We start from the raw sequence: 25,722 nt of genomic DNA, 5'->3' as shown, positions 1-25,722 counted from the left end.
CTACAGTTCGCCGTGGCCGACGCGAGCGCCGGCAGGTTGGTCGCAAAGCCTCTGACCCATCGTGACGAAAGGCGCGACGAGCCGGATGCGCTCCTCGATGCTTGCCGCAGGGCGAAACAGAGCGCGATTGGCCATGTTGCCGATGGTCAGTTGGATTGGATCGGTGGTGACGATGACGCCGCGCGGCTGGAAAGGCTCGTCCGGATCCAGATCGGAAGGACGGGCCTCGAAGAAGAAGACGATCTTTCGCCCGCCGCTCCAGACGCAGGTCAGCATGCCGTCATCGATGGAAAACGGCCAGTCGGCCTCGTTCCCGGCGCGACTGATCGGCTGCGTGCGCACCTCGTCCGGTGACGGAAAATGAAACAGGCCTTGCTCGCCGGCGAGCATCAGCGGCATGGCGACGGCCATCTCGGTCATCATCAGTGCGCCACCGCCGCCGCCGCCGCCTCGTCGATGAGGCGGCCGGTGCGGAAGCGCTCGATGGTGAAGGGTGCGTTGATCGGGTGCGGATCGTCCCTGGCGATCGTATGGGCAAAGACGTGGCCCGAACCCGGCGTCGCCTTGAAGCCGCCCGTGCCCCAGCCGCAATTGACGTAGAGGCCGGGCACCGGCGTCTTGGCCAGGATCGGCGAACGGTCCGGCGTCACGTCGACAATGCCGCCCCATGAGCGCAGCATCTTCATGCGGGTGAAGATCGGGAACATCTCGCAGATCGCGTCGAGCGTGTGCTGCAGGATGTGCAGCCCGCCGGTCTGCGAATAGGAGACATATTGGTCGGTGCCGGCGCCGATGACCAGCTCGCCCTTGTCGGATTGCGAGATATAGGCATGCACCGTGTTCGACATCACCACGCAAGGCACCACCGGCTTGACCGGCTCCGACACCAGCGCCTGCAGCGGATAGCTTTCCAGCGGCATGCGCACGCCGGCCATGTTCATGATCACCGAGGAGTGGCCGGCGGCGACCACGCCGACCTTCCTGGCGCCAATGAAGCCGCGCGTCGTCTCGACACCGGCAACCGCGCCGTTCGGCGCGCGTTTGATGCCGGTGACCTCGCAATTCTGGATGATGTGGACGCCGCGCGCCGAGGCGCCGCGCGCATAGCCCCAGGCGACCGCATCGTGGCGCGCCGTGCCGCCACGGCGCTGCAGGGCAGCCCCCATCACGGGATAGCGCGCATCGCGCGAAATGTTGAGTGGCGGACAGAATTCCTTAGCCTGCTCCGGCGTCAGCCATTCATTGTCGATGCCGTTCAGACGGTTAGCATGGACGTGGCGCTTCAGGACCTGAATGTCGTGGATGTTATGGGCGAGCATCATGACGCCGCGCGGCGAATACATGACGTTGTAGTTGAGTTCCTGGCTGAGCCCGTCCCACAGCTTCAGCGCATGGTCGTAGATGCCGGCGCTCTCGTCATAGAGATAGTTCGAGCGGATGATGGTGGTATTGCGGCCGGTATTGCCGCCGCCGAGCCAGCCTTTTTCCAATACCGCGACGTTGGTGATGCCATGCACGGTGGCGAGGTAATAGGCTGTGGCCAGGCCGTGGCCGCCGGCGCCGACGATGACGACGTCATACTCCTTCTTCGGCTCCGGCGAGGACCACTGTTCCTCCCAGCCCTTGTGGCCGCGCATGGCCTCGCGGGCGATAGCGAATACCGAGTATTTCTTCAACGTTGCAGGCCTCGCAAATGGCGGCCGGGCAGATCAGCCAACCCCGGCGCGCGAGCTGTATCACTAGCGAAACCGCACTGCCAGCCTTGCACTGTTTGCGACGGCGCTTGCCGTTTTGCGCCGTGCCTTCAACGGCCGCTGTTCTGAGTTTCGCCTTTTGACGTTTCAGACGAAGCACGCTTGAAGATGGACGGCCCGATTGCATAGGTCGGCCGCAAATAACCTTCACGGCAATCGCTGGCGATTTTACGAACTTCCGCGTCGTCCGACTGCTCCGCCATGGCCACGAAGCGCTCGATGATCACGTCGCGTGGCCTGATAGCCACTGCCGCTGCAAAGCGCCGCAACACCGCATCCGGATCCTCGAGCAGTCGCCGCAGGTCCTTGGCGCTCGGCATGAAATACCTGCCGTAAGCGTTAACCAGCATCGCGAAAGCAGAGTCTGGACGCAGTGCGGCGGCATTTTCCACCCCGAGCCGCAACTGCCAGCGCTGCGCAAAGCAGATGAACTTGACGACGGACCACCGAACGCCCGCATGCTCATCATCCAGTCGCAGCATCACGCGACCTAGAAAGGCGCCATCTGCAGGTGTGGTACAACTTCTGAGCGTTTGGATCGCATCGAAGCGTATCGTTGAACTTTTGCTGTCGAGCAGGTTGGCTATTTCCGCCACTACACAATTCAGCTCGAAGCCCAACCTAAAGACCGTTTCGACCGTTATAAAGACGGCCGCGGCCTGGGTCTGGACATTGCTGGACACCAACAATTGCCGCAGGTTTTCGAGCGGAAAACCCTTGAGGAATTCCGAACGAAGCGCATTCGCCAATTCGCCGTCGCCCTCGTAGCCGGGCTCCAGCAACTTGCTCATCATGTCTTGGGGGGTCATTGCAAATGGGTGGCGCGTCCACCCGCGATTTTGGATGAGGACCCGTAGCTTGGTGGCCAGCGGGCGTCAAGAAGCGCTGTTGAAAACAGCGCAGGTATCGGGTGGCTCGCGCCGCCCTGATTTGCGACCAAGGATCCCGATTGCCGGCAAGGGCCGGCGCGAAAAAGGATGCAAAAATGTTCGCACTTGCCAACAAAGTTGCCATCGTCACCGGCGCCAGCTCCGGCATCGGCCGCGCCACGGCCAAGGTGTTTGCGGAGGAAGGCGCCAAGGTGGTCGTCGCAGCCCGCCGCCAGGCGGAGCTCGATGCGCTGGTTGCCGAAATCGAAGACGCCGACGGCACCGCCGTCGCTCTTGCCGGCGATGTCCGCGACGAAGCCTACGCAAAAGCCCTCGTCGACCTGGCGGTCGGGAAATTCGGCGGGCTCGACATCGCCTTCAACAATGCCGGCTCGGTCGGTAGGATGGGGCCGGTTTCGGAGCTGTCGCTGGAGGGCTGGCGCGAGACGCTCGATACCAATCTGACCAGCGCCTTTCTCGGCGCGAAATACCAGGTGCCGGCGATGATCGATCGCGGCGGCGGCTCGCTGATCTTCACCTCCACCTTCGTCGGCCACACCGTCGGCATGCCGGGCATGACCAGCTATGCCGCAAGCAAGGCCGGACTGATCGGGTTGACGCAGGTGCTGGCCGCCGAATATGGCGCCAAGGGCATTCGAGTCAACGCGCTGCTGCCGGGCGGCACCGACACGCCTTCGGCGACGTTCAAGACACCTGAATCGCGAGCCTTCGTCGAAAACCTGCATGCCTTGAAGCGCGTCGCCGAGCCTGAGGAGATCGCCCGCTCGGCGCTCTACCTGGCGTCCGACGCATCGAGCTTCACCACCGGCGCGGCGCTGTTCGCCGACGGCGGCGTCTCGATCACCCGGACGTGAGGGTTCGGAGGGCGCAACGCATGCCCGCCAGCCGAAATGTCGCGAACCGGCCCTTGATTTTTTCGGCGATTTGACGATTCCGTCTTCTCCTCGAAGACGGGTTGGAAACATGTTGCTGATCAGGACCTATATCGCTGCAAGCGCAATCGAAGGCGTCGGTGTGTTTGCCGCCGAGCCGATCCGGAAAGGCGCGCAGATCTGGCGGCTCGATCCGGACTTCGACCGGCTGATCCCGAGGGAAAAATACGAGACGGCGCCGCCGCACCTCAAGGAATTGCTCGACAGATATGCCTATCCCAGCCCGGACCGGCCGGGCTTCATGGTCTATGAGGTCGACAATGGCCGCTTCATGAACCATGCCGACAAGCCAAACACCGATTTTTCGCAATATGGCGGGGCCACCGCGACCCGCGATATCGCCGCCGGCGAGGAGATAACCTGCGACTACGGCGAGTTCTTCGAGGGTTTCGAGCAGCTCCACCTGGCCACGGCCCTGGCCACGGCATAGCGGCGCCTATCTGGCCCAAGGCGAATTTTGTTCTTGCTTTGTGCCGGCAGCTATGCTACTAAATTGCCTATGGTGATGATTCACACCAGAGACCCGCCGCCGAGGCGGGTTTTTCGTTTCGGGATCGGCACCGCCTCTCAATCGGCTGTGGACAGCGCCCCTTGATTCTGCTATCAGCCGCCCCAATTCGTGGTGTAACGCGCCGCGGAGGCTTGCGGCTATGGCCGCTTGCCTGTTGATTTCAAACCGAAAGACAGGATTGCACGTGCAGGTACTCGTCCGCGACAACAATGTTGATCAGGCGCTTCGCGCGCTCAAGAAAAAGATGCAGCGTGAAGGCATCTTCCGCGAAATGAAGATGCGCGGACATTACGAGAAGCCTTCCGAGAAGCGCGCCCGTGAAAAGGCGGAAGCCGTGCGCCGCGCCCGCAAGCTGGCCCGCAAACGCGCCCAGCGCGAAGGCCTTCTGCCGATGACGCCACGTCCGGTCGCGGCCGGTGCTGCCGGCGCCGGTGCTCCGCGTCCGCCGCGGTTCTGACGTCAATTTTTCGTCCTTTTCCAAGGATATCCAAGGTGGCGCGATGCGGAATCGCCGCCACCTTTTTGTTGTGATTTCGACCCGGTTCGAGAGAACCGGTTGGGAGAGATGCCGGTTCGGAGGGGGAACGGACCAGACGGCGCAGTAAGGACAGGGCAGACATGGACGCAATCACCGTAGAGCGCAGAACCGCGTGGCGCGGCCTCGCCCTGACGGCAGCCCTGCTCTCCGGGTTGGCGCTTGCCGGCTGCCAGAGCGTTCCGACCGGCGAGTTCAACAACATCGACAAGGCGCAAGCCTCGACCGAGAACATTTCCTCGCTGTCGGCGGTGATCCAGCGCAACCCCCAGGATCCGGAAGCCTACAATGTGCGCGGCTCGGCCTATGGCCGCGGCGGCCAGTACCAGGCGGCGCTGAAGGACTTCAACACCGCCATCCAGCTCAATCCGAATTTCTACCAGGCCTATTCCAACCGGGCGCTCATCCAGCGCTTCCTCGGTGATCAGGCAAGCGCGCTTGCCGACTACAACCGCTCGATCCAGATCAATTCCAACTACGACGCCGCCTATATCGGCCGCGGCAATCTCTACCGCAAGGCAGGCCGGGTCCAGGAGGCGTTCAACGATTTCCAGAAAGCGATCCAGCTCGACACGACCGACGCGCGCGCCTATCACAATCGCGGCCTGATCTACCAGAGCCAGGGCCAGCACGCCTTTGCCATCGAGGATTTCTCGACCGCCATTTCGCTGGCGCCGGATGCTTCCGAGCCTTACAACGGACGCGGCCTCTCCTACCTTGCCATGAACGACGAGGACAATGCCTTCGCCGACTTCAACATGGCCATCAAGCTCGACGGCAAGAACGCCGAGGCCTGGTCCAACCAGGCGCTGATCTACGAGCGGCGCGGCGACAAGGTCAGGGCCGCGAAGTCCTACCGCGAGGCAGTGCACCTCAATCCGAACTACCAACCGGCCAAGGACGGTCTGGCCCGCACCAGCGCCGGCTGACCGGGCCGGTTTATCGGGCCGCCGTTTCCGCACTCCGACAACCCTGCGTTTAGCCTTGCCTTGCTGGCGCCAAGTTTTCGGCGGAACGCTCGGCGTGGTCAGCCGTTGTTCAAAGCCATTTGGAAAGGACCCTCCCATGATCAAGCAACTTGCCTGTGCCGCCGCACTCGCCACGACCGTCGTTGCCGCTCCCGCCAGCGCCGGCAAGCTCCAGCTCGGCGTGCTCGACTGCACCATCGACGGTGGCACGGCCTATCTGGTCACCTCCAACAAGGGTGTTTCCTGTGTCTTTCGTCCGCATCGTGGCGGCCCACCCGAAGTCTATACCGGGGTAATTTCCAAGCTCGGCGTCGACGTCGGCCGGACGCATCAGGGCCAACTGGCATGGGCGGTTCTGGCAGCAACCCGCAACCACGATGAAGGCGACCTTGCCGGCAGCTACTATGGCGTGAATGCCGAGGCGAGCGTGGTCACCGGTGGCGGCGCCAATCTTCTGGTCGGCGGCCTCGGCAGCGCCTTTTCGCTGCAGCCGCTCAGTGTCCAGGCGCAGACCGGCGTCAATCTGGCGGTCGCCGTCACTTCGCTGGACTTGATCCATTCGTTCAAATAGCGGCGTAGCATGGCTCCCCGAGCAGCCGGGCAGCGTAGGTGTCGGCCTGCGAATAGCTGCCGAAAGCTCATGGATTCCGGCAGGCCCGCTCCGCAGAGGATGGGCCGCCCTGATGTTCAAAGTTGCAGCGCTCGAAGATCACGGCATGGATCCTAGGATCCATGCCGTTACCGTGACCGAAGATTGCGGCGATCCAATATTGCTTACATCTTCGGCCTGACTAAGATCTCGACATCTCGTGACTGTCTCGCGCCGCATGATCTTTGGCATCCGCCGCGCTAACGGCGATCAAAAAACCGCTTGAGCTCAACCGCGGTTGAGGTTTTACAAACCGCACGCGAACAAGGCGCGCATCGCGCCTGAAGTGGCAAAGATGCTCTGGCTCGGCAGGAATTCGGGGGTGGACTTGACCAAAACAAGCACAAACAGGGTCGATTGGCGCGCGCTGTGGGCGAGCGGCGATCTGGCGCGCTTCTGCTTCATCAGCCTCGGCATCCTGTTGCACGCCACCAACGAAACCATGGTGGCAACGGTCATGCCGGCCATGGTCGGCGAGCTCGCCGGCGTGCAGCTGGTCGGCTGGTCGCTGGCGATCTACGAGCTCGGCGCCATCGTTGCCGGTGCGGCCGCCGGACGGCTGGTGAGCTATGTCGCGCTGCGCACCAACATGACGGCCGCCGCCCTGCTCTATGCCGCCGGCGCGCTGGTCTGCGCCACCGCGCCGTCGATGCCGCTGTTCCTCTCCGGCCGCCTGATCGAAGGGCTTGGCGGTGGCGCGCTGGTGTCGCTGGCCTTCGTCTCGGTCGAGCGGCTGTTTGCTCGCGCGATCTGGCCGCAGCTTTTCGGCGTTATGTCGGCGATCTGGGGCGTCGCCGCCTTCAGCGGGCCGGTGCTCGGCGCGGTCATGACCGAATTGCTGTCCTGGCGCTGGGCCTTCGGCGCCTTCCCCCTCGGCGGCACGGCCATGGCGCTGGCAAGCTTCCTCGTGCTCGATACACCTAAAGCAACAAGGCCGCAGGCGACCGGCGGGTCGGCGCCGCCCTTCCCGTTTGCGGCACTTGGCTGTCTTGCCGTCAGCGTCGTGCTGATCGCCACCGCCGGCGTCGACATCGCCCTGCTGCGCTCGTCGCTGCTGCTCACCCTCGGCATGATCGGCCTGGCGCTGTTCGTCTATATCGACGCGCTGAAGCCGCGCTCGCGGCTGTTCCCGTCGCGGCTGTTTTCATGGCGCTCGCCGGTCGGCGCGGGCATGACCATGGTCGCGGCGTTTTCGGTGGCGACCTGCTCGTTTGCGGTCTACGGGCCACTGCTCCTGACCAGCCTGCACGACATTCCGATCCTCACCACCGGCTACATCATCGCCGCCGAATCGATCGCCTGGTCGATCCTGTCGATCCTCGTCGCCAATGCCCCGCCGGAGCGCGAGCGGCTGATCATCGTCGGCGGGGCGCTGATGATCGCCACGGGCGTCGCGGGTTTCGCCTATACGGTGCCGGCGGGCTCGATCCCGTTGATCCTGCTTTGTGCCTTGCTGCAAGGCGGCGGTTTCGGCATCGCCTGGCCGTTTGTCACGCGTGTCATCGTGGCATCGGCCAAGGAAGGCGAGCAGACGATCGCCTCGGCCGCCGTGCCGACCATGCAGCGCATCGGCTATGCCGTGGGTGCGGCACTGACCGGCATCGTCGCCAACGCCAGCGGCTTTTCCGAAGGCCTGAACCGCGAGGCCGCGGCAAATGTCGCCGCCTGGCTGTTCCTCGCCTTCATCCCGCTCGGCATCCTGGGATGCCTTGCCGCCTTGCGGATTTCGGGCGCGAGCGACGACGCGCGGCTGGCGAAGCTGCCAATCTCCCTCACGAGAGGTGAGATCGGCTAAACACCCGAGGGGAGATCGCTAAACCACGACCGTCTTCAGCCGGCCGGCGATCAGTGCCGCGAGCCGCGTCGCCACCTCTTCCTTGCTCATCTCCGGCCATTCCTCGACGCCGGCCTTCGAGACGATCCGCACCTTGTTGCGGTCGCCGCCCATCACGCCCGGGGAACCATCTTCATGCGAGACATCATTGGCGACGATAAGATCGGCACCCTTTTTCGCAAGCTTGGCCTCGGCATTCCTGACCAGGTCCTGCGTCTCCGCGGCGAAACCGACCACCAGCATCGGCCGCCTTTTGTGATGCCCGACACCGGCAAGAATATCGGGATTTTCCACCATCTGCAGCGCCGGCGGCCCCTCGCCCGCCACCTTCTTGATCTTTTCCCCGGCCGAACTTTGAGTGCGCCAGTCGGCGACAGCCGCGACGAACACTGCCGCGTCGGCCGGCAGCAGCTGTTCGACCGCATCCTTCATCTCGACGGCCGTTTCGACATGCAGCGTGGCGACGCCGGCCGGATCGGCAATGCCGACCGGACCGGAGACGAGACGCACGTCGGCGCCGAGCCTGGCCAGCGCCGCCGCGATGGCATGGCCCTGCTTGCCCGACGAACGGTTGGCGATGTAGCGGACCGGGTCAATCGGTTCATGCGTCGGCCCGGAAGTGACAATGATCTTCCTGCCCGCCAGCGGCTTTGGCCGACTGTCGAGCAGCGCCTCGATCGCGGCGACGATCTCCAGCGGCTCGGCCATGCGGCCCTCGCCCGCCTCGTTGCTTTCGGCCATCTCGCCCTTCGCCGGGCCGACGAATGCGACGCCGTCCTTACCCAGCATCGAGCGGTTGCGCCGGACCGCCGGGTGCGTCCACATTTTCGGGTTCATAGCCGGAGCCATCAAAACCTGCTTGTCGGTTGCGATGAGCACCGTCGAGGCAAGGTCGTTGGCGTGGCCGTTGGCGAGCTTTGCCATCAGGTCGGCGGTGGCCGGCGCCACGACCACAAGGTCGGCCTCGCGCGAAAGCCGGATGTGGCCGATGTCGTGCTCGTCCTGCCGGTCGAACAGCTCGGTGAAGACATGATGGGCGGACAACGCTCCGGCCGACAGCGTGGTGACGAATTGCTGCGCCGCGGCGGTCATCACCACGCGCACCGAAGCACCGCGCTCGCGCAGCCGGCGGATCAGGTCGAGCGCCTTGTAGGCGGCGATACCGCCGCCGATGATCAGCAGGATGCGCTTGCCGGAGAGGACACCTCGCGCGACTTGGCTGGGGACCGCGACCACCGGAGCTGCAGGATTCTGCAAGCTTGTCAGTTCGCGCAACGTTTTCTCGATCTGGTCGATGCGGCCGGACGAACCGAGTTGACCTTCGACCGCTGCGCGGATCATGACCCGCGCCTGGTCTTCCATCGACCGGCCATTCTCCGCAGCCAATCGGCGCAGCATATCCTTGACCTCGTGATCAAGGTTGCGGATGGTGATGCTGGCCATGTGATTGCACTTTGCCCGAGATCGCTGCAAGCAATGATATCAATGCGATCAATCGGGAACAAGCCGCTAAAGCAGCTTCCAGGCGATGTACACCAGCGTCAATGCGATTACCCACAGCGCCAGCCGGCCGGAGCGGGTGTAGCGCGCCTCGGCCTTGCCGATCGCGTGCGCGGTCCTTTCGTCGAAGCGCAGGCCGTGTTCGGCCATCAGGTCGATCTCGCGCGACAGCCGCTCGGTGCGGGCGGCGAGGTCCGGCGCCTGGCGGGCCAGCGCCAGCAGCGCGTTGGCGCCGTCGCGCGCATCGGCCAGCAAAGCGCGCGGGCCGAGATTGCGGGCAATCCAGCCGCTGACCACAGGTTCCGACGTCTTCCACATGTTGAAGGCCGGGTCGAGGGTGCGGGCGACGCCCTCGACAACGACCATGGTCTTCTGCAGCAGCACCAGCTCGGATCGCGTCGCCATGTCGAAGAGCTCGGTCACCTCGAACAGCAGCGTCAGCAGCTTGGCCATCGAGATGGTCTCGGCCGGCTGGCCGTGGATCGGTTCACCGATCGCCCGGATCGCCTGGGCGAAAGCTGCGACATTGTGCTGGCGCGGCACGTAGCCAGCCTCGAAATGCACCTCGGCGACGCGCTGGTAATCGCGCGTGATGAAGCCGTAGAGGATTTCGGCGAGGAAGCGGCGCTCCTTCCTGCCGAGCCGGCCGGCAATGCCGAGATCGACGGCGACGATGGTGCCATCGGCCTCGACGAAGAGGTTGCCCGGATGCATGTCGGCATGGAAGAAACCGTCACGCAGCGTATGGCGCAGGAACGACTGGACCAGGTTGGCGGCAATCGCCTTCAGGTCGTGGCCGGCGGCGGCGAGGCCGGCAATATCGTTCAACTTGATGCCGTCGACCCATTCCATGGTCAGCACGTCGCGGCCGGTGCGCTCCCAGTCGACCGACGGCACGCGAAAGCCGGGATCGTCCTTGGTGTTCTCGCCGAGTTCCGAAAAAGCCGCCGCCTCCAGCCTCAAATCCATTTCGATCTTGGTGGTCTGGGCCAGCGTCTCCGTCACCTCGACCGGCCGCAGCCGGCGCGACGACGGGATATATTTTTCCTGCAGCCGGGCGGCGAGGAAATAGCTCTCGAGATCGCGAAAGAAGCGGCGGCGCACGCCCGGCCGGATGACCTTCACCGCCACCCGGGTAACGACGCCGTCCTGCAGGGTTTCGGCGGTATGGACCTGGGCGATCGAGGCGGCGGCGACGGCCTCGCCAAAACTGGCATAGAGCTCGCCGACCTTGCGTCCGAGCGAGGCCTCTATTGCCGCTATGGCTTCGGCCTTCGGAAATGTCTGCATCTTGTCCTGCAGCATGGCGAGATCGAGCGCTATGTCGTTGCCGACGACGTCCGGCCGCGTCGCCAGGAACTGGCCGAGCTTGACGTAGGATGGGCCGAGCCGCACGACCGCCTTGGCCAGCCGGTCGCCGCGCTCGTAGGCAAGCGCGCGGCGACGGGTGAACAGCCGGGCCATGCGCCAGCCGAATTTCGGCAGGCCGAAGAGTTCGTCGCCGGGCAACGCCGCGATGACACCCTCGCGGACCAGCACCCAGCCGGCCCGCACGAGCCTGAAACCAGCGCCTATGCTGCTCATGGCTGGCTTTGCCTTGCCGGTTTCCTGAACTGGCGAAAGGCACGTCGGGCTATGAAAATGCGGGCCAGCCTCAAAGCTTCCAGCCCGAATGAAGCGCGGCGATGCCGCCGGAATAGTTGCGGAATGAGGCGCGCTCGAAGCCCGCGCGCGAGATCATCGCCGCGAAATTCTGCTGGTTGGGAAATTTGCGGATCGATTCGACCAGATAGGAGTAGGGCTCGCCGTCGCCGGTCACCGCCTTGCCGATCCGCGGGATGGCGTTGAACGACCATGCCTCATAGACCTTGTCGAGCAGCGGCATCTCGACCTCGGAAAATTCAAGGCAGAGAAAGCGCCCGCCAGGCTTCAGCGCGCGATAGGCTTCGGCAAGCGCCACATCGATGCGCGGCACGTTGCGGATGCCGAAAGCAATGGTGTAGGCATCGAAAGTAGCGTCGGCAAAAGGCAGTTCCTCGGCATTGGCCTCGACGAAATCGGTATTTGCCGACAGGCCCTTTTTCTCGGCTCGGTCGCGGCCGACGGCGAGCATCGAGCCGTTGATGTCGAGAACCGTTGCATGGGCGTGCCTGGCGCTCGCCTCGACGATGCGGAAGGCGACGTCGCCGGTGCCGCCGGCAACGTCGAGAACGCGCCAGCCCGGCCGCTTCGGTGGATTGAGCCAGGCGACCATGGCGTCCTTCCACAACCGATGCAACCCGGCCGACATCAGGTCGTTCATCAGGTCGTACCGGTTCGCCACCTTGTGGAAAACATCATTGACCAGGGGCTGCTTGTCGCCTGGCCCTACCCGCTTGAAACCATAGGAGGTTTCCATGCCGCCCGCAGCCGTGGTTCTTTCAACCGACATCGTTTTGATCCGCCATAAAATCGGCGGGACCATAGCCGATCGATGGTGCGGGCGCTATTGTTTAAGGCGCGGTGTTCGGCCGCGCTTCGAAGCAGGTTCCGGAAAAGCGTCGCACGGTTTTCCGACCAGAACCTGCGTCATAAGAAAAAGGCCTGACGGGATAATTGAATGCCTTTGAAAGCAGAACTGCACTGCCACATCGAAGGGGCAGCGGCGCCTGAACTCGTCCTCCGCCAGGCCGAGAAATACGGCAGGGATGCCTCGCCCTACATCCGGGACGGCTCCTTCGCCTGGCACGATTTCACCTCCTTCCTCGCCGCCTACGACTTCTCCTCCGACCTGTTCCGCACCGAAGAAGATTATGCGCGGCTGGCCGATCACTACCTGACCAGCCTCGCCCGCGACGGCGCCATCTATTCCGAGGTTTTCACCTCGCCGGACCATGCCAGCAAGGCCGGGCTGTCGCCGAAGGCCTATACCGACGCGCTCGGCGAAGGCATGGCCCGCGCCAAGGCGAAGACCGGCATCGAAGGCCGCATGATCGTCACCGGCGTGCGCAATTTCGGTGTCGAATCGATCGAGCGGGCTGCGCGTTTCGCCGCCCGCAGCGGGCATCCGCTGGTCACCGGCTTCGGCGTCGCCGGCGACGAGCGGATTGGCGATCTGGAAGATTATGTCAGGGCCTTCGAGATCGCCCGCGAGGCCGGCCTCGGCATTACCGTGCATGCCGGCGAATTGATGGGCTGGGAGAGCGTCGAGGCGGCACTCGACCACATCCGCCCGTCTCGCATCGGCCACGGCGTGCGCGCCATCGAGAACCCCGATCTCGTGCGGCGCATCGCCGACGAAGGCGTCGTGCTCGAATGCTGCCCTGGCTCCAACATCGCGCTCAAGGTCTTCGACAGTTTCGCCGACCACCCATTTCCCGCATTAAGGGCAGCGGGCTGCAAGGTGACGCTCAACTCCGACGACCCGCCCTATTTCTGGACCTCGCTGAAGCGCGAATACGACATCGCCGCCGAGCATTTTGCGATGGACGACAAGGCGCTCACCGCCGTCACCAGGACGGCCATCGAGGCAGCTTTCGTCGACAGGAAGACCAGGGCGGCGCTGCTGGGCAGGCTCGGCGCCAAGGGCAGGTGAATGCTGAATTGCGAACCTGGCGCTTCGGTCGGTCAACCGCGAGTTCTTCCGCGCAACCAAGGACTCGCAAACCAGTTCACTATTCACTATTCACCATTCACCATTCACTATTCACCTGCGCAGTTCGGAGAACACCATGAAGGGCGTCACCGTCGTCGACCATCCGCTTGTCCAGCACAAGCTGACCATCATGCGCAAGAAGGAAACCTCGACGGCCGGGTTCCGGCGGCTGCTGCGCGAGATCTCGCTACTGCTCGGCTATGAGGTCACCCGCAACCTCGAACTGACCACGACGACGATCGAGACGCCGATCGAGACGATGGAGGCGCCGACGCTGGAGGGCAAGAAACTCGTCTTCGCCTCCGTGCTGCGCGCCGGCAACGGCTTGCTCGAAGGCCTGCTCGATCTGGTGCCGGCGGCGCGTGTCGCCCATATCGGCCTCTACCGCGACCATGAGACGCTGGAAGCGGTCGAATATTTCTTCAAGGCGCCGGGCGACCTCGCCGACCGGCTGGTGATCGTCGTCGATCCGATGCTGGCGACCGCCAATTCGGCGATCGCGGCGATCGACAAGCTGAAAGGCCGCGGCGCCACCAACATCCGCTTCCTCTGCCTGTTGGCGGCACCAGAGGGCCTCGAGCGTTTTACCCAGGCGCATCCCGATGTTCCGGTCTTCACCGCTTCCATCGACCGCCAACTCAACGAGAAGGGCTACATCATGCCCGGCCTCGGCGATGCCGGCGACCGTATGTACGGCACCAAATAGGTCCGTTTACCGATTGTTTACGCAAACGGCTGGTTTCCGCATTCGTTAAAGCGGCAAACACCTTGTCGGACTAAGGATCGGCAACCACAAAGGCCGGTCCATGCTGCGCAAGCTTCTCATCCTTGGCGTGTTTGCCGGAACGTCGGCATCGCTGCCGATCGTCTATCAGTCGAATCCACAGACGATCGAGCGGCTGTTGAAATCCGCCATCGGAGCCAAGCCGGCCGACACCCAAACCGACCTGAACCTCGCCGCCGTCCCGGACAGGCCGGCGACGCCGCAGCCGCTCGGCCGCAAGGTCGTCGTCACCGCGGACGCGCGCGGGCATTTCATGTCGGTCTTCAAGTTGAACGGCCGCCAGATCGAAGGCATGATCGATACCGGTGCGACGCTCGTCGCCATCAACAGCTCGACTGCGCGCAGGATCGGCATCTCGCTCAATTCGACGGATTTCAGCCATCAGGTCAACACCGCCAATGGTGCGATCAAGGCCGCCGTGGTGACGATCGACCGCCTGCAGATCGGCAGGATCACCGTTGAGGGCGTCGAGGCCGTCGTGCTCGACGACAGGGCGCTGCACACCAACCTGATCGGCATGAGCTTTCTGCAGCGGCTCGAAAAATACCAGGTCGAAGACGGCACGCTGCTGCTGGTTCAGTGACTATCAGCGCGGCAGGATCCGCCGGATGACGGTTTTCTCCGCGGCCGGTTTGGAAGTCCCGATCGTATAGGCCGAAAGCACGGCGGCCGCGGCCGCCTCGGCATCCCCGGCATTGCGGGCATGGACCAGCGCCAGCGCCTCGCCGGTCCGCACTTCAGCGCCGACCGGCAGCAGCCTGGTGATGCCGACGGCGTGATCGATCCTGTCGTCCGGCCGCGTCCGCCCGCCGCCAAGCCCGACCACCGCAAGCCCGATCTCGCGGGTTGCGATGCCGGTGACGAAGCCGTTCGCGCTCGCCTTGACGGCGAATTCCGTTGCCGCTTTCGGCAGATATTTTTCCGGATTCTCGATGAAATCGGCGGGACCGCCAAGTGCCGCCACCATGCGCGCGAAGATGGCAGCGGCGCGACCGCCGGCCAGCGTCTCGGCGGCGCGGCGTAGGCCGTCCTGGTTGGACGACACCAGGCCTGCCGATTGCAGCATCTCGGCGGCCAGCGCCAGCGTCACATCCTCCAGCCGCCGGTCGCGAAAGCGGCCGGTGAGAAAATCGACGGCGTTGCGCACCTCGACCGCATTGCCGGCAGCGGACGCCAGCGGCTCGTTCATGCCGGTGACCAGCGCCGAGGCCTTCAGGCCGGCGCCATTGGCGACGTCGACCAGGCTGTTGGCCAGCGTGGTTGCGTCGCGCGATTTCTCCATGAACGCGCCGTTGCCGACCTTGACGTCGAGCACCAGCGAATTGAGGCCGGCCGCCAGCTTCTTCGACAGGATAGAGGCGGTGATCAGCGGCACCGATTCCACCGTTCCCGTCACATCGCGGATGGCGTAGAGCCTGGCGTCGGCGGGTGCGAGATCGGCGGTCTGGCCGATGATGGCGCAGCCGGTTTCGAGCACGGTCTTGCGGAAGCGCGCAACATCCGGCTGGCTGATATAGCCGGGGATGGCATCCATCTTGTCCAGCGTGCCGCCGGTATGGCCGAGGCCCCTGCCGGAAATCATCGGCACATAGGCGCCGCAGGCAGCGACGATCGGTGCCAGCATCAAGGAGACATTGTCGCCGACGCCGCCCGTCGAATGCTTGTCGGTGACCGGGCCGGGCAGATCCGACCAGTCGAGCACATCGCCGGAATCGCGCATCGCCATAGTCAGCGCCACCACCTCGTCGCGGCTCATGCCGTTGAAGAACACCGCCATGGCGAAGGCGCCGACCTGCGCGTCGGTAACGGTGCGGGCGGTCAGGCCCTCGATGAAAGCCGATATCTCCTCAGCCGAGAGTTTTTGACCGTCGCGCTTGCGGCGGATGATTTCCTGGGGAAGCATCAGGCGTCTACCCTGTGCTCCGGAAGCCCGTCCTGAAAAACACGCTGCAGAATGGTCGCCAGCCGCGCGCCGCCGACCGGCGCCATGTCCTTGGTCTCCTGGTGCGACAGCTCGGCTCCGGTCATGCCGGCGGCAAGGTTGGTGACGACCGAACAGGCTGCGACGCGCAGCCCGAGGAAGCGGGCGAGAATGACCTCCGGCACCGTCGACATGCCGACCGCGTTGGCGCCCATGATGCGAGCCATGCGGATCTCGGCCGGCGTCTCGAAGCATGGGCCGGAGAACCACATGTAGACGCCCTTGTGCAGCCTGGTACCGGTGGCCTTCGCGGCTTGCTCGATGGCGGAGCGGAGACCGGCGTCGTATGCTTCGGTCAGGCCGACGAAGCGGCGGTCGCTCGGCTCGCCGATCAGCGGGTTGGAGCCTGAGAAATTGATGTGGTCGGTGATCAGCATCACCGAGCCCGGGCCCATCCCGGGATCGACCGAACCGGCGGCGTTGGTGAGGATCAGCCTGGAGATGCCGAGGCCGGCGAGCACCTCGAGTGCAGGCCGCATCGCCGCCGCGTTGCCGTGCTCGTAATAGTGTGCGCGACCGGACAGCATCAGCACCGGCGTGCCGGCAAAGAGCCCCGCCACCACCTCGCCGGCATGGCCGCTGACGCCGCTTCTGGGGAAGCCCTGCAAGTCGGCATAGGAAATGCGCACCGCATCCTCGACCTTGTCGACAAGCCCGCCAAGCCCCGATCCCAGCACCAGCGCAGTGGTCGGCGCCAGCCCGTCCAGCCTTTCGACGAGGTGATCGAGTGCTTCCTTCATTTCAACACATCGCCCTGGAAGCCGTATGGCAGCAACTCGCCCATGGTCACGGTCTCGACCACGCCGCTATCATCGCAGAGATAGAACTTCGTTTCCGGCCGGCAGAATTCAGCCAGCCGCTGCCGGCAGCCGCCGCAGGGCGAGCATTTTGCCACGCGTTCGGCGATCACGGCGATTTCCGTAATCTTGCCGCCGCCACCCATGATGTAGTGGCCGAGCGCGGTGGTTTCGGCGCACCAGCCCTCCGGATAGGACGCGATCTCGACATTGGCGCCGGTGAAGACACGGCCGTCCTCGGTGCGCAACGCCGCGCCGACCGGAAATTTCGAATAGGGCGCATAGGCCTTGGCCATGGCGGCTTTCGCCGCTTCGAACAGATCACGAGCCATGATAAATCAGCGTTCCTTGACATAAGGCACGCCGCCGGCACGCGGCGGGATTGCCTTGCCGATGAAGCCTGCAAGCAGGATGACGGTCAGCACATAGGGCAGCGCCTGCATGAATTGCACCGGCACCTTGCCGATCAGCGGCAGCGGCGTGCCTTGCAGGCGGATCGACGCCGCGTCGAGGAAGCCGAACAGCAGGCAGGCGAACATGGCGTTGACCGGTTTCCATTTGGCGAAGATCAGCGCGGCCAGCGCGATGTAGCCCTTGCCGGCGGTCATGTCCTTCACGAAGCCGCCATTCTGCACCATCGACAGGTAGGCACCTGCAATGCCGGTGAGCACGCCGGTGCAGATCAGCGCCCGATAGCGCAGCCAGGCGACCGATATGCCGGCGGTATCGACCGCGGCCGGGTTCTCGCCGACGGCGCGCAGGCGCAAGCCGAAGCGGGTGCGGAACAGCACCCACCAGGTGAACGGCACGGCCAGGAAGGCGAGATAGACCAGCACTGAGTGGCCGGAGATGAGTTCCGAATAGATCGGCCCGAGGATCGGCACGCTCCTGAGCGCATCCGCGCCCGGCCAGATGATTGTCTCGAAGCGCTCGCCGGCGGCCAGCGCCGGCGTGCGCCCGCCTTGCTGGAACCAGGCCTGGCCGAGCATGATCGTCGATCCGGCGGCGATGAAATTGATCGCGACGCCGGAAACGATCTGGTTGCCGCGATGGGTGATCGAGGCAAAGCCATGGATCAGCGCGAAGGCGACCGAGATGAGTATGGCCATGCCGAGGCCGACATAAGCCGAGTGGAAGACCGAGGCGGCGGCGGCACCGGCGAAGGCGCCAACCAGCATCTTGCCTTCGAGCCCGATGTCGAAGACGCCGGCCCGCTCTGAATAGAGGCCGGCGAGGCAGGCGAGCAGCAAGGGGACCGACAGACGGATGGTCGAGTCCAGGACCTGTACGATGGCGTTGAAGAAATCCATCTCAGGCGCCCTTCCCCTTGACCGCTTCCATGCCGACCGATCTCGGGCTGAGCGAGGCGAACAGCGCCTGGACATAGGGCCGGAACATATGCTCGAGCGCGCCGGCGAACAGGATGACCAGGCCCTGGATGATGACGATCATGTCGCGGCTGATCGCCGGCATCTCGAAGGCGAGCTCGGCGCCGCCCTGGTAGAGCATGCCGAACAGGATTGCGGCAAGCACGATGCCGACCGGGTGCAGTCGCCCCATCAGCGCCACCGCGATGCCGACGAAACCGGCGCCCGAAACGAATTCGAGCGCGACATTGTGCTGGTCGCCCATCGTCGGGTTGAGCGCCATCATGCCGGCCAGCGCGCCCGAGATCATCATCGCAATGATGATGATGCGGATTTCCGAAATCCCGGCATAGCGCGCCGCTTTCGGGCTGTGGCCGTAGGTACGCATCTCGTAGCCGAGCTTGGTGCGCCAGATCAGGACCCACACCAGAAAGGCCATGGCCAGCGCCAGCAGCGAGCTGACGTTGAACGGCGCCGAACGGATTTTGGCGCCGAACAATTCGATGATCCAGTTGAGCTTCGGCAATTGTGCGCCTTCGAGGAAGGTGCGCGTCTGCGGCGCCATCGAGCCGGGCGGCTTCAGCATGCCCACCAGCGCATAGACCATGACGCTGGCGGCGATGAAATTGAACATGATGGTGGTGATGACGATGTGCGAGCCGCGCTTGGCCTGCAGATAGGCCGGGATCAGCGCCCACAGCGCGCCCATCGCCGCGGCGGCGATAATGGCGATCGGGAAGGTCAGCCACCAAGGCAGCACGCTGTCGAAGGCCAGGCAAACGATGCCGATGCCGAGACCGGCGATATAGCCCTGGCCCTCGCCACCGATGTTGAACAGGCCGCAATGCGCCGCAACCGCCACCGACAGCCCGCTGAAGATGAAGGTGGTGGCATAGAAAAGCGTGAACGCGATGCCTTGGCCGCGACCGAAGGCACCCTCGACCAGGATGACCGCAGCACGCAGCGGGTTCTCGCCGACCAATATGACGACGAAACCGGCAACGACGAAGGCGACGAACAGATTGATCAGCGGGATCAGCACATAATCGGCCCAGGCCGGCAGCTTGGCATAGGGAGTGCTCATTCCGCGGCCTCCCGGTGCTCGACGCCGGCCATCAGCAGGCCGAGTTCGCCCTCGGTCGCGTCGGGGCCGCGCTCGCCGACGATGCGGCCGGCAAACATCACCAGAATGCGGTCGGAAAGCGAGCGGATCTCGTCGAGCTCGACCGAAACCACCAGCACCGCCTTGCCCTGGTCGCGCATCGCGATTAGGCGCTTGTGGATGAATTCGATGGCGCCGACATCGACGCCGCGCGTCGGCTGGCCGACGATCAGCACGCCGGGATCCTGCTCCATTTCCCGCGCCAGCACGATCTTCTGCTGGTTGCCGCCGGAGAAATTGGCGGTCTTGAGGCGGCAGTCCGCCGGTCGGATGTCGTATTTGACGATCTTGTCCCTGGCATCGTTACGGATGGCATCGATGTCGAGAAACGGCCCCTTCAGATAGCGCTCGTCGTCCTGGTAGCCGAGAATCGAATTCTCGTTCTCCTCGAAGGCCAGCACCAGGCCGACATGATGGCGGTCCTCCGGCACATGGGCAAGGCCGCGCTCGCGCAGTTCACCGGGATCGGCGGCGCCGGTGAGGTCGATCGGCTTGCCGTCCAACGTGACCGAACCCGAAACGGCGCGCCTGATGCCGGAAATCGCCTCGAGCAGTTCGGATTGTCCGTTGCCGGCGACGCCGGCAATGCCGACGATCTCGCCGGCATGGATATCGAAGGAGACGTCGTCGACCATGGTGACGCCGCGGGAATCCTTGACCGTCAGGTTCTTGACCGCGAGCTTGACGCCGCCGGCCTTCGCCTCGCCTTTCTCGACGCGCAGCAGCACGCGCCGGCCGACCATCAGCTCGGCCAGCTCCTCGACCGTGGTCTTCCTGGTTTCGCGTGTCGCCACCATGGTGCCCTGGCGCATCACCGAGACCGTGTCGGTGATCGCCATGATCTCGCGCAGCTTGTGGGTGATCAGCACGATCGTCTTGCCCTGCTCCTTCAACTGCCTGAGGATGCGGAACAGATGGTCGGCTTCGGCCGGCGTCAGCACGCCGGTCGGCTCGTCGAGGATCAGGATCTCGGCGCCGCGATAGAGCGCCTTGAGGATTTCGACGCGCTGCTGCAGGCCGACCGGCAACTCCTCGATGATCGCGTCCGGATCGACTTCGAGCCCGTATTCGCGCTCGAGCCGCTCCAACTCGGAACGCGCCTTGGCGATGCTTTTCTTCAGCAGCGCATCGCTTTCGGCGCCGAGAATGACATTTTCCAGCACCGAGAAATTGTCGACCAGCATGAAGTGCTGATGCACCATGCCGATGCCGAGCGCGATCGCATCGTTCGGTGTCTTGATCGATGCCGGCTGGCCGCCGACACGGATTTCGCCGCTGTCGGCCTGGTAGAAGCCGTAAAGGATCGACATCAGCGTCGACTTGCCGGCGCCGTTTTCGCCGACGATGCCATGGATGGTGCCGCGCGTAATTTCCAGATTGATGTCGCGGTTGGCGCGCACGGCGCCAAAGCTCTTGTCGATGCCGATCAGCTCGATTGCGGCTTGCGCCATGCAGCCTGTTCCCACTGTTATTTTTTTACCGCTTGGTCAAACGCCTAGCATGACGCCCAGTCTGTGCCAATTGGGTCTGTGCCAATTGGCCGGAGCACGGTTCACTCTCGACAAATCCCGTCATGCTTGTCAATTTCCAACGTGGCCGCACCCTGCACAATCGCCTGATCGAGGATTTCAAATGACCATGCCCGACGACCGGCTGACGACGCTGGAAATCCGCGCCGCCGAGCAGGAGAAGACCATCGAGGAACTGTCCGGCCAGATCGCCGAGCAGTGGAAGGTGATCGAGCGCATGCAGCGCAAGCTCGACGCGCTGGCCGAGCGCTTCCTGGCGCTGGAGGAACAGGCCGCACCCGACGTGCCGGTGACTAAGCCGCCGCACTGGTGAGCGGCCTGACAATGCAAAACCGCCGGGCTTTCACCCGGCGGCTCGTCAGCTCAGCAATGTCTGTCGATCAATACGGGCAGGCATTGTCCGACATGTAGTCGTGCACCTTGATGGTGCCGGCGATGATGTCGGCCTTGGCCTTTTCGACCGCTGCCTTCATCGCATCGTCGACAAGCGCCTTGTTGTTGTCGTCCATGGCGTAGTCGACGCCGCCTTCCTTGAGGCCGAGATCGTTGATGCCGGCCGTGAACTTGCCGTCCTTGGCATCCATGAAGGTGTTGTAGACGGCAACGTCGACACGCTTGACCATGGAGGTCAGCACCTTGCCGGGCTGCAAGCCGTTCTGGTTGGAATCGACACCGATGCCGAGCTTGCCCGCGTCGGCCGCCGCCTGCAGCACACCGACACCGGTGCCGCCAGCCGCAGCATAGATCACGTCGGCGCCCTGGTCGATCTGCGTCTTGGCGATCTCGCCGCCCTTGGCGGGATCGTTCCAGGCTGCGGGCGTATCGCCGGTCATGTTCTGGATGACGTCGGTGGCGCCGGCCGCTTTGGCGCCGCCGACAAAGCCGCAGCCGAATCTGCGGATCAGCGGAATATCCATGCCGCCGATAAAGCCGACCTTCTTCGACTTCGAAGCCATCGCCGCCATCACGCCGACGAGATAGGAGCCTTCCTGCTCTTTGTAGACGAGGGAGCGGACATTGGGCTTGTCGACGACCATGTCGATGATGGCGAATTTGGTCTCGGGGAATTCCGTGGCAATCTTGTCAAGCGCATCCGACCAGGAGAAGCCCGCCATGACGATCGGATTGCGGCCGTCCTCGGCGAAACGGCGCAGCGCCTGCTCGCGCTGGGTGGCGTTGCTGACCTCGAATTCCACATAGGGGATGCCGGTCTCGGTCTTGAACTTTTCGGCGCCGTGGAAGGACGCCTCGTTGAACGACTTGTCGAACTTGCCGCCGAGATCATAGAGAAGCGCGGGTTGAATGTCCGCGGCGAAGGCCGGAAGAACCATTGCAGCTGCGGCCATGAGGCCGAGTACGATACGTTTCATGTGATCCACACCCCTGTCGGTTATTTGTCCATTATGCACCGCATGCCGACCCGGTTCTCCGGCAGGCACGCGGCGTCAGGCAGGAGCGTCCTCCTCCCGCTTCAGGCCAATCTGGCACGGCCCGAAACAAAATTCACGTGGAATTTTGACCCTTTGGAAAAGCATGGCGCCGCATCGCTGCGCCACAGCACATTCCTTGCGTCAGGGGCGCAAAATCAGGCGGAGACGGCAGCCGGAATGGCGCAGGAGACGCCGGTTCCCTGCAGGCCGCAATAGCCGTAGGGGTTCTTCGCCAGATATTGCTGGTGGTCTTCCTCGGCGAAGTAGAATTCCGGCGCCGGCGCGATCTCGGTGGTGATCTTGCTGCGTCCGGCACCGCGCAGCGAAGCCTCGTAAGCATCGCGCGAAGCGAGCGCCGCCTGGTGTTGCGCGTCGTTGAACGTGTAGATCGCCGAACGGTAGGTGGTGCCGACATCATTGCCCTGGCGCATGCCTTGCGTCGGGTCGTGGCTTTCCCAGAACAGCTTCAAAAGCTCGGCATAGGACACGATCTTCGGATCGTAGACGACGAGCACGACTTCGGCATGGCCGGTGAGCCCGGTGCAGGTTTCCTGATAGGTCGGGTTGGGCGTGACGCCGCCAGCATAGCCGGCCGCCGTGACCCAGACGCCATCGACCTGCCAGAACAGGCGCTCGGCACCCCAGAAACAGCCCAGCCCGAACATCGCCGTCTCAAGCCCTTCGGGATAGGGACCCTTGAGCGGCCTGTTCGAGACGAAATGCTTCGATGCCGTCGGGATCGGCCGGTCGCGGCCGGGCAACGCCTCGGAGGGCTTCGGCAGGTTGAGCTTCTTGTTCAGCATATCGCTGAGAAACATGTGCGATTTCCTTTTCTTCTTGCTTGAGCCTTCCCCGATCCGAGGAACGCTGGATCCGGGAACGCAGGAATTTTAGGTCGCGGCGAACCGCCCGCTGGGGCGCTGCCGCCTGTAGCCGATGGCATAAAGAACGAAGGCCAGCACCGCGAACACGGCAAAGCCGGGCTGGCTGAGCACCCAGGCGATGGCGCCGTCCCACAGCAGCGGATTGAGCTTGTCGCGGACGAAGCTTTCAAAGGCGCTGCGCGTGTCCGGCGAGACGGCGAGCCAGCTGGTGTTGAGCGGGGTCATCACCAGCGCCGAAGCCGCCACCGACCGGGTCGCGTCGAGCACGGCCATGATGACCGAAACCGAAAGCGCGACCATTGCAGCGAGACGAAAGACGAAGCGGAACATCCAGACCCTTCCTCCCCAGGAGTTTATCGGAATGTCGTGTCGGACTGTTAAATAGGATTTACCTGCTTCGTCTGCAATCGCGACACGCGAAGTTGAACTTACGCCGGCGGCTTGCACCTGGGCCGGCTGACGAGCCAGACGGCGAAGACGCCGCGGCCGACTGGTTTGTAGGCGCCCAACGAGCACACTGATGCCATGGGCTGAGCATCCCTGTCCGGCAAAGCGAATAGAGTGTCTTGGCATTCGGCACCGGATCGACTAGATGAGCCCCGCGCCTGTTGCTTGACGGCTCGGGTGCGGGGAAAGGGTATCCGCTGGTTGACGGCGCCCACGGCCGGAATTCCGGGCCGGAATCCCAAAGGAGATGCATCTCCCCAACCCGCACGGCGAAACCGGCCGCGTCGAAGATGCTAAAAGGACGGAGAGGTGGCCGAGTGGTTGAAGGCGCACGCCTGGAAAGTGTGTTTACGGGAGACCGTAACGCGGGTTCGAATCCCGCTCTCTCCGCCAGCTAATCCCGAGAAACCCTTTATTTTCCGGGCGTTTGGTAAGGTTCGGTTAGTAGCCTACTAACCAGCCTACTAATCACTAGGGTCAAAACTCCGCCAATGGCCGAGATGGGTGGAAGACCGACGTTCGTTGACAGAAAGACATCACCGTCGCAGCGTCGTCTACAAACGGGGAGGTGTCTCAATGTCAGTGGAAATCCGGGCTGCCTCGGAGGCAGACTTTGACGCGCTCGTTCGGCTCAATCAGGTGGTTCAGAGTCTCCATGCTGAATTGCATCCAGACGTTTTCAAACAGGCAGCCGATCCGTCTGCGGTGAGGACATTCTTCGCAGCGAGGCTGGCTGATCCGAAGAGCTCGATCGCGATTGCTGAGATTGATCGTGCTCCAGTCGGCTACGTCTGGTTTGAAATTCAGTCGCTGCCAGAAACGCCGTTCACTTTCCCTCGGCCCCTGATCTATGTGCACCACATCTCGGTTATGCCGGAAGCTCGTCGTCGTGGAGTTGCCGCAGCTTTGATGTGCCATGTTGAACAGCGAGCTGCTTGCGAAGGTATCGACGAAATTGCTATGGGCATCTGGGCAGCCAATCTCGACGCGCGGCATTTCTTTGGGTCGCAAGGATGCGTTCCGTACAACATTGCACTTTGCAAGAAGCTTGTGAGAGTCAGCTAAGGGTCAGCAAGCGGACGTTTGAATTACGGTGACAGTGCACTTTGAATTACGGCGACAGAATTACGGTGACAGTGCACTATTTGTCATGTTTGCTCGGCTGTCGCTGTGCGTAAATTGAACGCATGGCTCGACTTGCATTACCGCGCCGCCGATGTCGTGCAACCGATGGGCAGCGAAGCACTTCTCGACCGTGATTGCCGAGCAAACCGGAAAGAGCAGTGAAATTGGGAAACGCGACAGGCGGGAAAAAGAAAATGGTGCACTGTCACCGTAATTCGTAATTTGCAGAGGGCGCGAAGGATCGCTACTGAGCGGCTCCATCTGCGCCGCACCCCTTACCCCAGATCAGCCCACAAGCCGAACGACCCGCGCTCCACCAGAGCGCGGGCTTCGACAGGTTCGTTAGTGTCGCTACGCGTCTAGCGCGGAACCGCTTGTATTCCCGAGACCGAGCGCTCTGTTTCGCCGGAGAAAACCACGAAGGCAAAGATCAGCACGGCGACAGCGACAATCATTGAGCCGGTGGCGACGATCGGCTCGAGCGCCGGATTTCCCTGCAGCATCAGGTAAAGCGCCGGCAACATCACGACCAGGCCGAGATTGTAGACGCCATAGTGGATCATCGCCGTCCTGCGGGCAGCCTTCGCCGGGTTCAGCGCATAGTAGCCGCCGAATATTGCACTAGTGACCCATCCCAGCAGGTTGATGTGCGCGTGAGCCGGAAACGCGCCGTGATCGCCTGAAATTGCCATCTGCAGGCCAGCTGCAATTCCCAGAATAAGAAAGACGATGGCTGTCTTGAAAAAGAGCTCCGAAACCTTAGGCATGTCATTCTCCCAAACCCGTTTTGCCGCCGCATCATGCTTTGTTTCCGGCGACCTTGCCAAGGGGGGGACCGTCGGGCCTGCCGAACCATTTGTTGGCGGCCTGACGGCCCGTTGGCGGCCGGCCGCCGGGCCTGGCCGGTTGCGAGTCCAGCCGGTAAAAAATATGCGCTCACGCTAATTTGATTGCAATATCACCCGCCAGGCTTCCACGTCGTTCTCACAAGGGAAGTGTCCTGCACGAT

At 63.5% G+C, this 25,722-nt stretch carries 27 protein-coding genes and 1 tRNA gene; 12 read left to right on the top strand and 16 right to left on the bottom strand.

Translation table 11 applies throughout. The features are described from left to right. From NKH01_RS08420 to NKH01_RS08410, 3 genes are all read right to left on the bottom strand, one after another. Nucleotides 1-423 (bottom strand): hypothetical protein, encoded by a 423-nt coding sequence (locus NKH01_RS08420; protein ID WP_023719024.1) that lies wholly within the window; start codon nt 421-423, stop codon nt 1-3. Next, entirely contained in the window at nt 423-1,676 is a 1,254-nt protein-coding gene (locus tag NKH01_RS08415) for a sarcosine oxidase subunit beta (protein ID WP_353019913.1), read from the bottom strand. Before NKH01_RS08415 ends, NKH01_RS08420 begins: the two co-directional genes overlap by 1 nt. Before the next feature lie 128 nt (nt 1,677-1,804). Further along, a complete protein-coding gene (locus NKH01_RS08410) occupies nt 1,805-2,545 on the bottom strand; it encodes a hypothetical protein (protein WP_353019912.1) in 741 nt (246 codons plus the stop codon). Nucleotides 2,546-2,739: 194 nt separating this feature from the next. On the opposite strand from NKH01_RS08410, the gene NKH01_RS08405 reads away from it, so the two are divergent. The 6 genes from NKH01_RS08405 to NKH01_RS08380 all read left to right on the top strand — a co-directional run bounded on the left by NKH01_RS08405 (nt 2,740) and on the right by NKH01_RS08380 (nt 8,034). After that, nucleotides 2,740-3,498 carry an SDR family oxidoreductase gene (locus NKH01_RS08405; RefSeq protein WP_352494680.1) on the top strand — a complete coding sequence of 253 codons (759 nt, stop codon included), beginning with the start codon at nt 2,740-2,742 and terminating at the stop codon, nt 3,496-3,498. 109 nt (nt 3,499-3,607) lie between these two features. After that, nucleotides 3,608-4,006: an SET domain-containing protein gene (locus NKH01_RS08400; RefSeq protein ID WP_352494679.1), complete on the top strand. Its 399-nt coding sequence runs from the start codon at nt 3,608-3,610 to the stop codon at nt 4,004-4,006. A 265-nt stretch (nt 4,007-4,271) separates the two neighbouring features. Next, nucleotides 4,272-4,544, top strand: a complete 273-nt coding sequence (gene rpsU / locus NKH01_RS08395; RefSeq protein WP_023675331.1) for a 30S ribosomal protein S21 — start codon at nt 4,272-4,274, stop codon at nt 4,542-4,544. A gap of 161 nt (nt 4,545-4,705) precedes the next feature. Continuing rightward, nucleotides 4,706-5,551 (top strand): tetratricopeptide repeat protein, encoded by an 846-nt coding sequence (locus NKH01_RS08390; protein WP_353019911.1) that lies wholly within the window; start codon nt 4,706-4,708, stop codon nt 5,549-5,551. A 136-nt stretch (nt 5,552-5,687) separates the two neighbouring features. Further along, a complete protein-coding gene (locus NKH01_RS08385; protein WP_023719019.1) occupies nt 5,688-6,161 on the top strand; it encodes a DUF992 domain-containing protein in 474 nt (157 codons plus the stop codon). A 373-nt stretch (nt 6,162-6,534) separates the two neighbouring features. Beyond that, nucleotides 6,535-8,034 (top strand): MFS transporter, encoded by a 1,500-nt coding sequence (locus tag NKH01_RS08380; RefSeq protein WP_502912612.1) that lies wholly within the window; start codon nt 6,535-6,537, stop codon nt 8,032-8,034. A gap of 18 nt (nt 8,035-8,052) precedes the next feature. On the opposite strand, the gene coaBC is transcribed toward NKH01_RS08380, so the two are convergent. The 3 genes from coaBC to ubiE form a co-directional block, all read right to left on the bottom strand. Beyond that, a complete protein-coding gene (gene coaBC / locus NKH01_RS08375) occupies nt 8,053-9,516 on the bottom strand; it encodes a bifunctional phosphopantothenoylcysteine decarboxylase/phosphopantothenate--cysteine ligase CoaBC (RefSeq protein ID WP_352845525.1) in 1,464 nt (487 codons plus the stop codon). 66 nt (nt 9,517-9,582) lie between these two features. Next, nucleotides 9,583-11,157: a 2-polyprenylphenol 6-hydroxylase gene (gene ubiB, locus NKH01_RS08370; RefSeq protein WP_023719014.1), complete on the bottom strand. Its 1,575-nt coding sequence runs from the start codon at nt 11,155-11,157 to the stop codon at nt 9,583-9,585. A 70-nt stretch (nt 11,158-11,227) separates the two neighbouring features. Continuing rightward, the gene (ubiE, locus tag NKH01_RS08365) at nt 11,228-12,004 is read right to left on the bottom strand and encodes a bifunctional demethylmenaquinone methyltransferase/2-methoxy-6-polyprenyl-1,4-benzoquinol methylase UbiE (protein ID WP_352484649.1); all 777 of its coding nucleotides are present in this window, start codon (nt 12,002-12,004) and stop codon (nt 11,228-11,230) included. A 168-nt stretch (nt 12,005-12,172) separates the two neighbouring features. Here ubiE and NKH01_RS08360 point away from each other — a divergent pair, with 168 nt between their 5' ends. From NKH01_RS08360 to NKH01_RS08350, 3 genes are all read left to right on the top strand, one after another. After that, on the top strand, nt 12,173-13,147 hold the full coding sequence (locus NKH01_RS08360; protein WP_352856933.1) for an adenosine deaminase: 975 nt from the start codon (nt 12,173-12,175) through the stop codon (nt 13,145-13,147). A 136-nt stretch (nt 13,148-13,283) separates the two neighbouring features. Further along, nucleotides 13,284-13,913, top strand: a complete 630-nt coding sequence (upp, locus tag NKH01_RS08355) for a uracil phosphoribosyltransferase (RefSeq protein ID WP_023675320.1) — start codon at nt 13,284-13,286, stop codon at nt 13,911-13,913. Between the two features lie 100 nt (nt 13,914-14,013). After that, nucleotides 14,014-14,574: a TIGR02281 family clan AA aspartic protease gene (locus NKH01_RS08350; RefSeq protein WP_023719011.1), complete on the top strand. Its 561-nt coding sequence runs from the start codon at nt 14,014-14,016 to the stop codon at nt 14,572-14,574. A gap of 3 nt (nt 14,575-14,577) precedes the next feature. Here the strand turns inward: NKH01_RS08350 and deoA are convergent, their stop codons facing one another. Genes deoA through NKH01_RS08320 form a run of 6 tightly spaced genes read right to left on the bottom strand, consistent with a single transcriptional unit; the run spans nt 14,578 to nt 20,749 of the window. Further along, the gene (gene deoA / locus NKH01_RS08345; protein ID WP_353019908.1) at nt 14,578-15,894 is read right to left on the bottom strand and encodes a thymidine phosphorylase; all 1,317 of its coding nucleotides are present in this window, start codon (nt 15,892-15,894) and stop codon (nt 14,578-14,580) included. Further along, nucleotides 15,894-16,712, bottom strand: coding sequence for a purine-nucleoside phosphorylase (locus NKH01_RS08340; protein WP_023719009.1), 819 nt, complete (start codon nt 16,710-16,712; stop codon nt 15,894-15,896). Before NKH01_RS08340 ends, deoA begins: the two co-directional genes overlap by 1 nt. Continuing rightward, on the bottom strand, nt 16,709-17,101 hold the full coding sequence (cdd, locus tag NKH01_RS08335; protein ID WP_023719008.1) for a cytidine deaminase: 393 nt from the start codon (nt 17,099-17,101) through the stop codon (nt 16,709-16,711). Before cdd ends, NKH01_RS08340 begins: the two co-directional genes overlap by 4 nt. Nucleotides 17,102-17,107: 6 nt before the next feature. Next, a complete protein-coding gene (locus NKH01_RS08330; RefSeq protein ID WP_023719007.1) occupies nt 17,108-18,079 on the bottom strand; it encodes an ABC transporter permease in 972 nt (323 codons plus the stop codon). Nucleotide 18,080: 1 nt separating this feature from the next. Further along, entirely contained in the window at nt 18,081-19,220 is a 1,140-nt protein-coding gene (locus NKH01_RS08325) for an ABC transporter permease (RefSeq protein ID WP_352484653.1), read from the bottom strand. Continuing rightward, complete coding sequence (locus tag NKH01_RS08320) at nt 19,217-20,749, bottom strand: ABC transporter ATP-binding protein (RefSeq protein ID WP_023719006.1); 1,533 nt, start codon at nt 20,747-20,749, stop codon at nt 19,217-19,219. The genes NKH01_RS08325 and NKH01_RS08320 overlap by 4 nt, the downstream gene beginning before the upstream one ends. Before the next feature lie 181 nt (nt 20,750-20,930). Here NKH01_RS08320 and NKH01_RS08315 point away from each other — a divergent pair, with 181 nt between their 5' ends. Then, on the top strand, nt 20,931-21,140 hold the full coding sequence (locus tag NKH01_RS08315) for a SlyX family protein (protein ID WP_031194007.1): 210 nt from the start codon (nt 20,931-20,933) through the stop codon (nt 21,138-21,140). Nucleotides 21,141-21,207: 67 nt separating this feature from the next. On the opposite strand, the gene NKH01_RS08310 is transcribed toward NKH01_RS08315, so the two are convergent. The 3 genes from NKH01_RS08310 to NKH01_RS08300 all read right to left on the bottom strand — a co-directional run bounded on the left by NKH01_RS08310 (nt 21,208) and on the right by NKH01_RS08300 (nt 23,471). Then, a complete protein-coding gene (locus NKH01_RS08310) occupies nt 21,208-22,197 on the bottom strand; it encodes a BMP family lipoprotein (RefSeq protein ID WP_023719004.1) in 990 nt (329 codons plus the stop codon). A gap of 215 nt (nt 22,198-22,412) precedes the next feature. Continuing rightward, nucleotides 22,413-23,075: a peptide-methionine (S)-S-oxide reductase MsrA gene (msrA, locus tag NKH01_RS08305; protein ID WP_353019907.1), complete on the bottom strand. Its 663-nt coding sequence runs from the start codon at nt 23,073-23,075 to the stop codon at nt 22,413-22,415. Between the two features lie 72 nt (nt 23,076-23,147). Next, a complete protein-coding gene (locus NKH01_RS08300; protein WP_023719002.1) occupies nt 23,148-23,471 on the bottom strand; it encodes a hypothetical protein in 324 nt (107 codons plus the stop codon). Between the two features lie 420 nt (nt 23,472-23,891). On the opposite strand from NKH01_RS08300, the gene NKH01_RS08295 reads away from it, so the two are divergent. Then, a tRNA-Ser gene (locus NKH01_RS08295) sits at nt 23,892-23,981 on the top strand. Nucleotides 23,982-24,164: 183 nt separating this feature from the next. Then, on the top strand, nt 24,165-24,653 hold the full coding sequence (locus NKH01_RS08290) for a GNAT family N-acetyltransferase (RefSeq protein ID WP_352548339.1): 489 nt from the start codon (nt 24,165-24,167) through the stop codon (nt 24,651-24,653). Nucleotides 24,654-25,072: 419 nt separating this feature from the next. Here the strand turns inward: NKH01_RS08290 and NKH01_RS08285 are convergent, their stop codons facing one another. Then, the gene (locus NKH01_RS08285) at nt 25,073-25,480 is read right to left on the bottom strand and encodes a heme-copper oxidase family protein (RefSeq protein WP_023719001.1); all 408 of its coding nucleotides are present in this window, start codon (nt 25,478-25,480) and stop codon (nt 25,073-25,075) included. Between the last annotated feature and the right edge of the window lie 242 nt (nt 25,481-25,722).

This window comes from Mesorhizobium sp. M1403 (assembly GCF_040317695.1).
In the GTDB taxonomy this organism is placed as follows: domain Bacteria; phylum Pseudomonadota; class Alphaproteobacteria; order Rhizobiales; family Rhizobiaceae; genus Mesorhizobium.
Note: the sequence above shows the minus strand (reverse complement) of the source record. Positions and strands in the feature narration are given on the sequence as shown.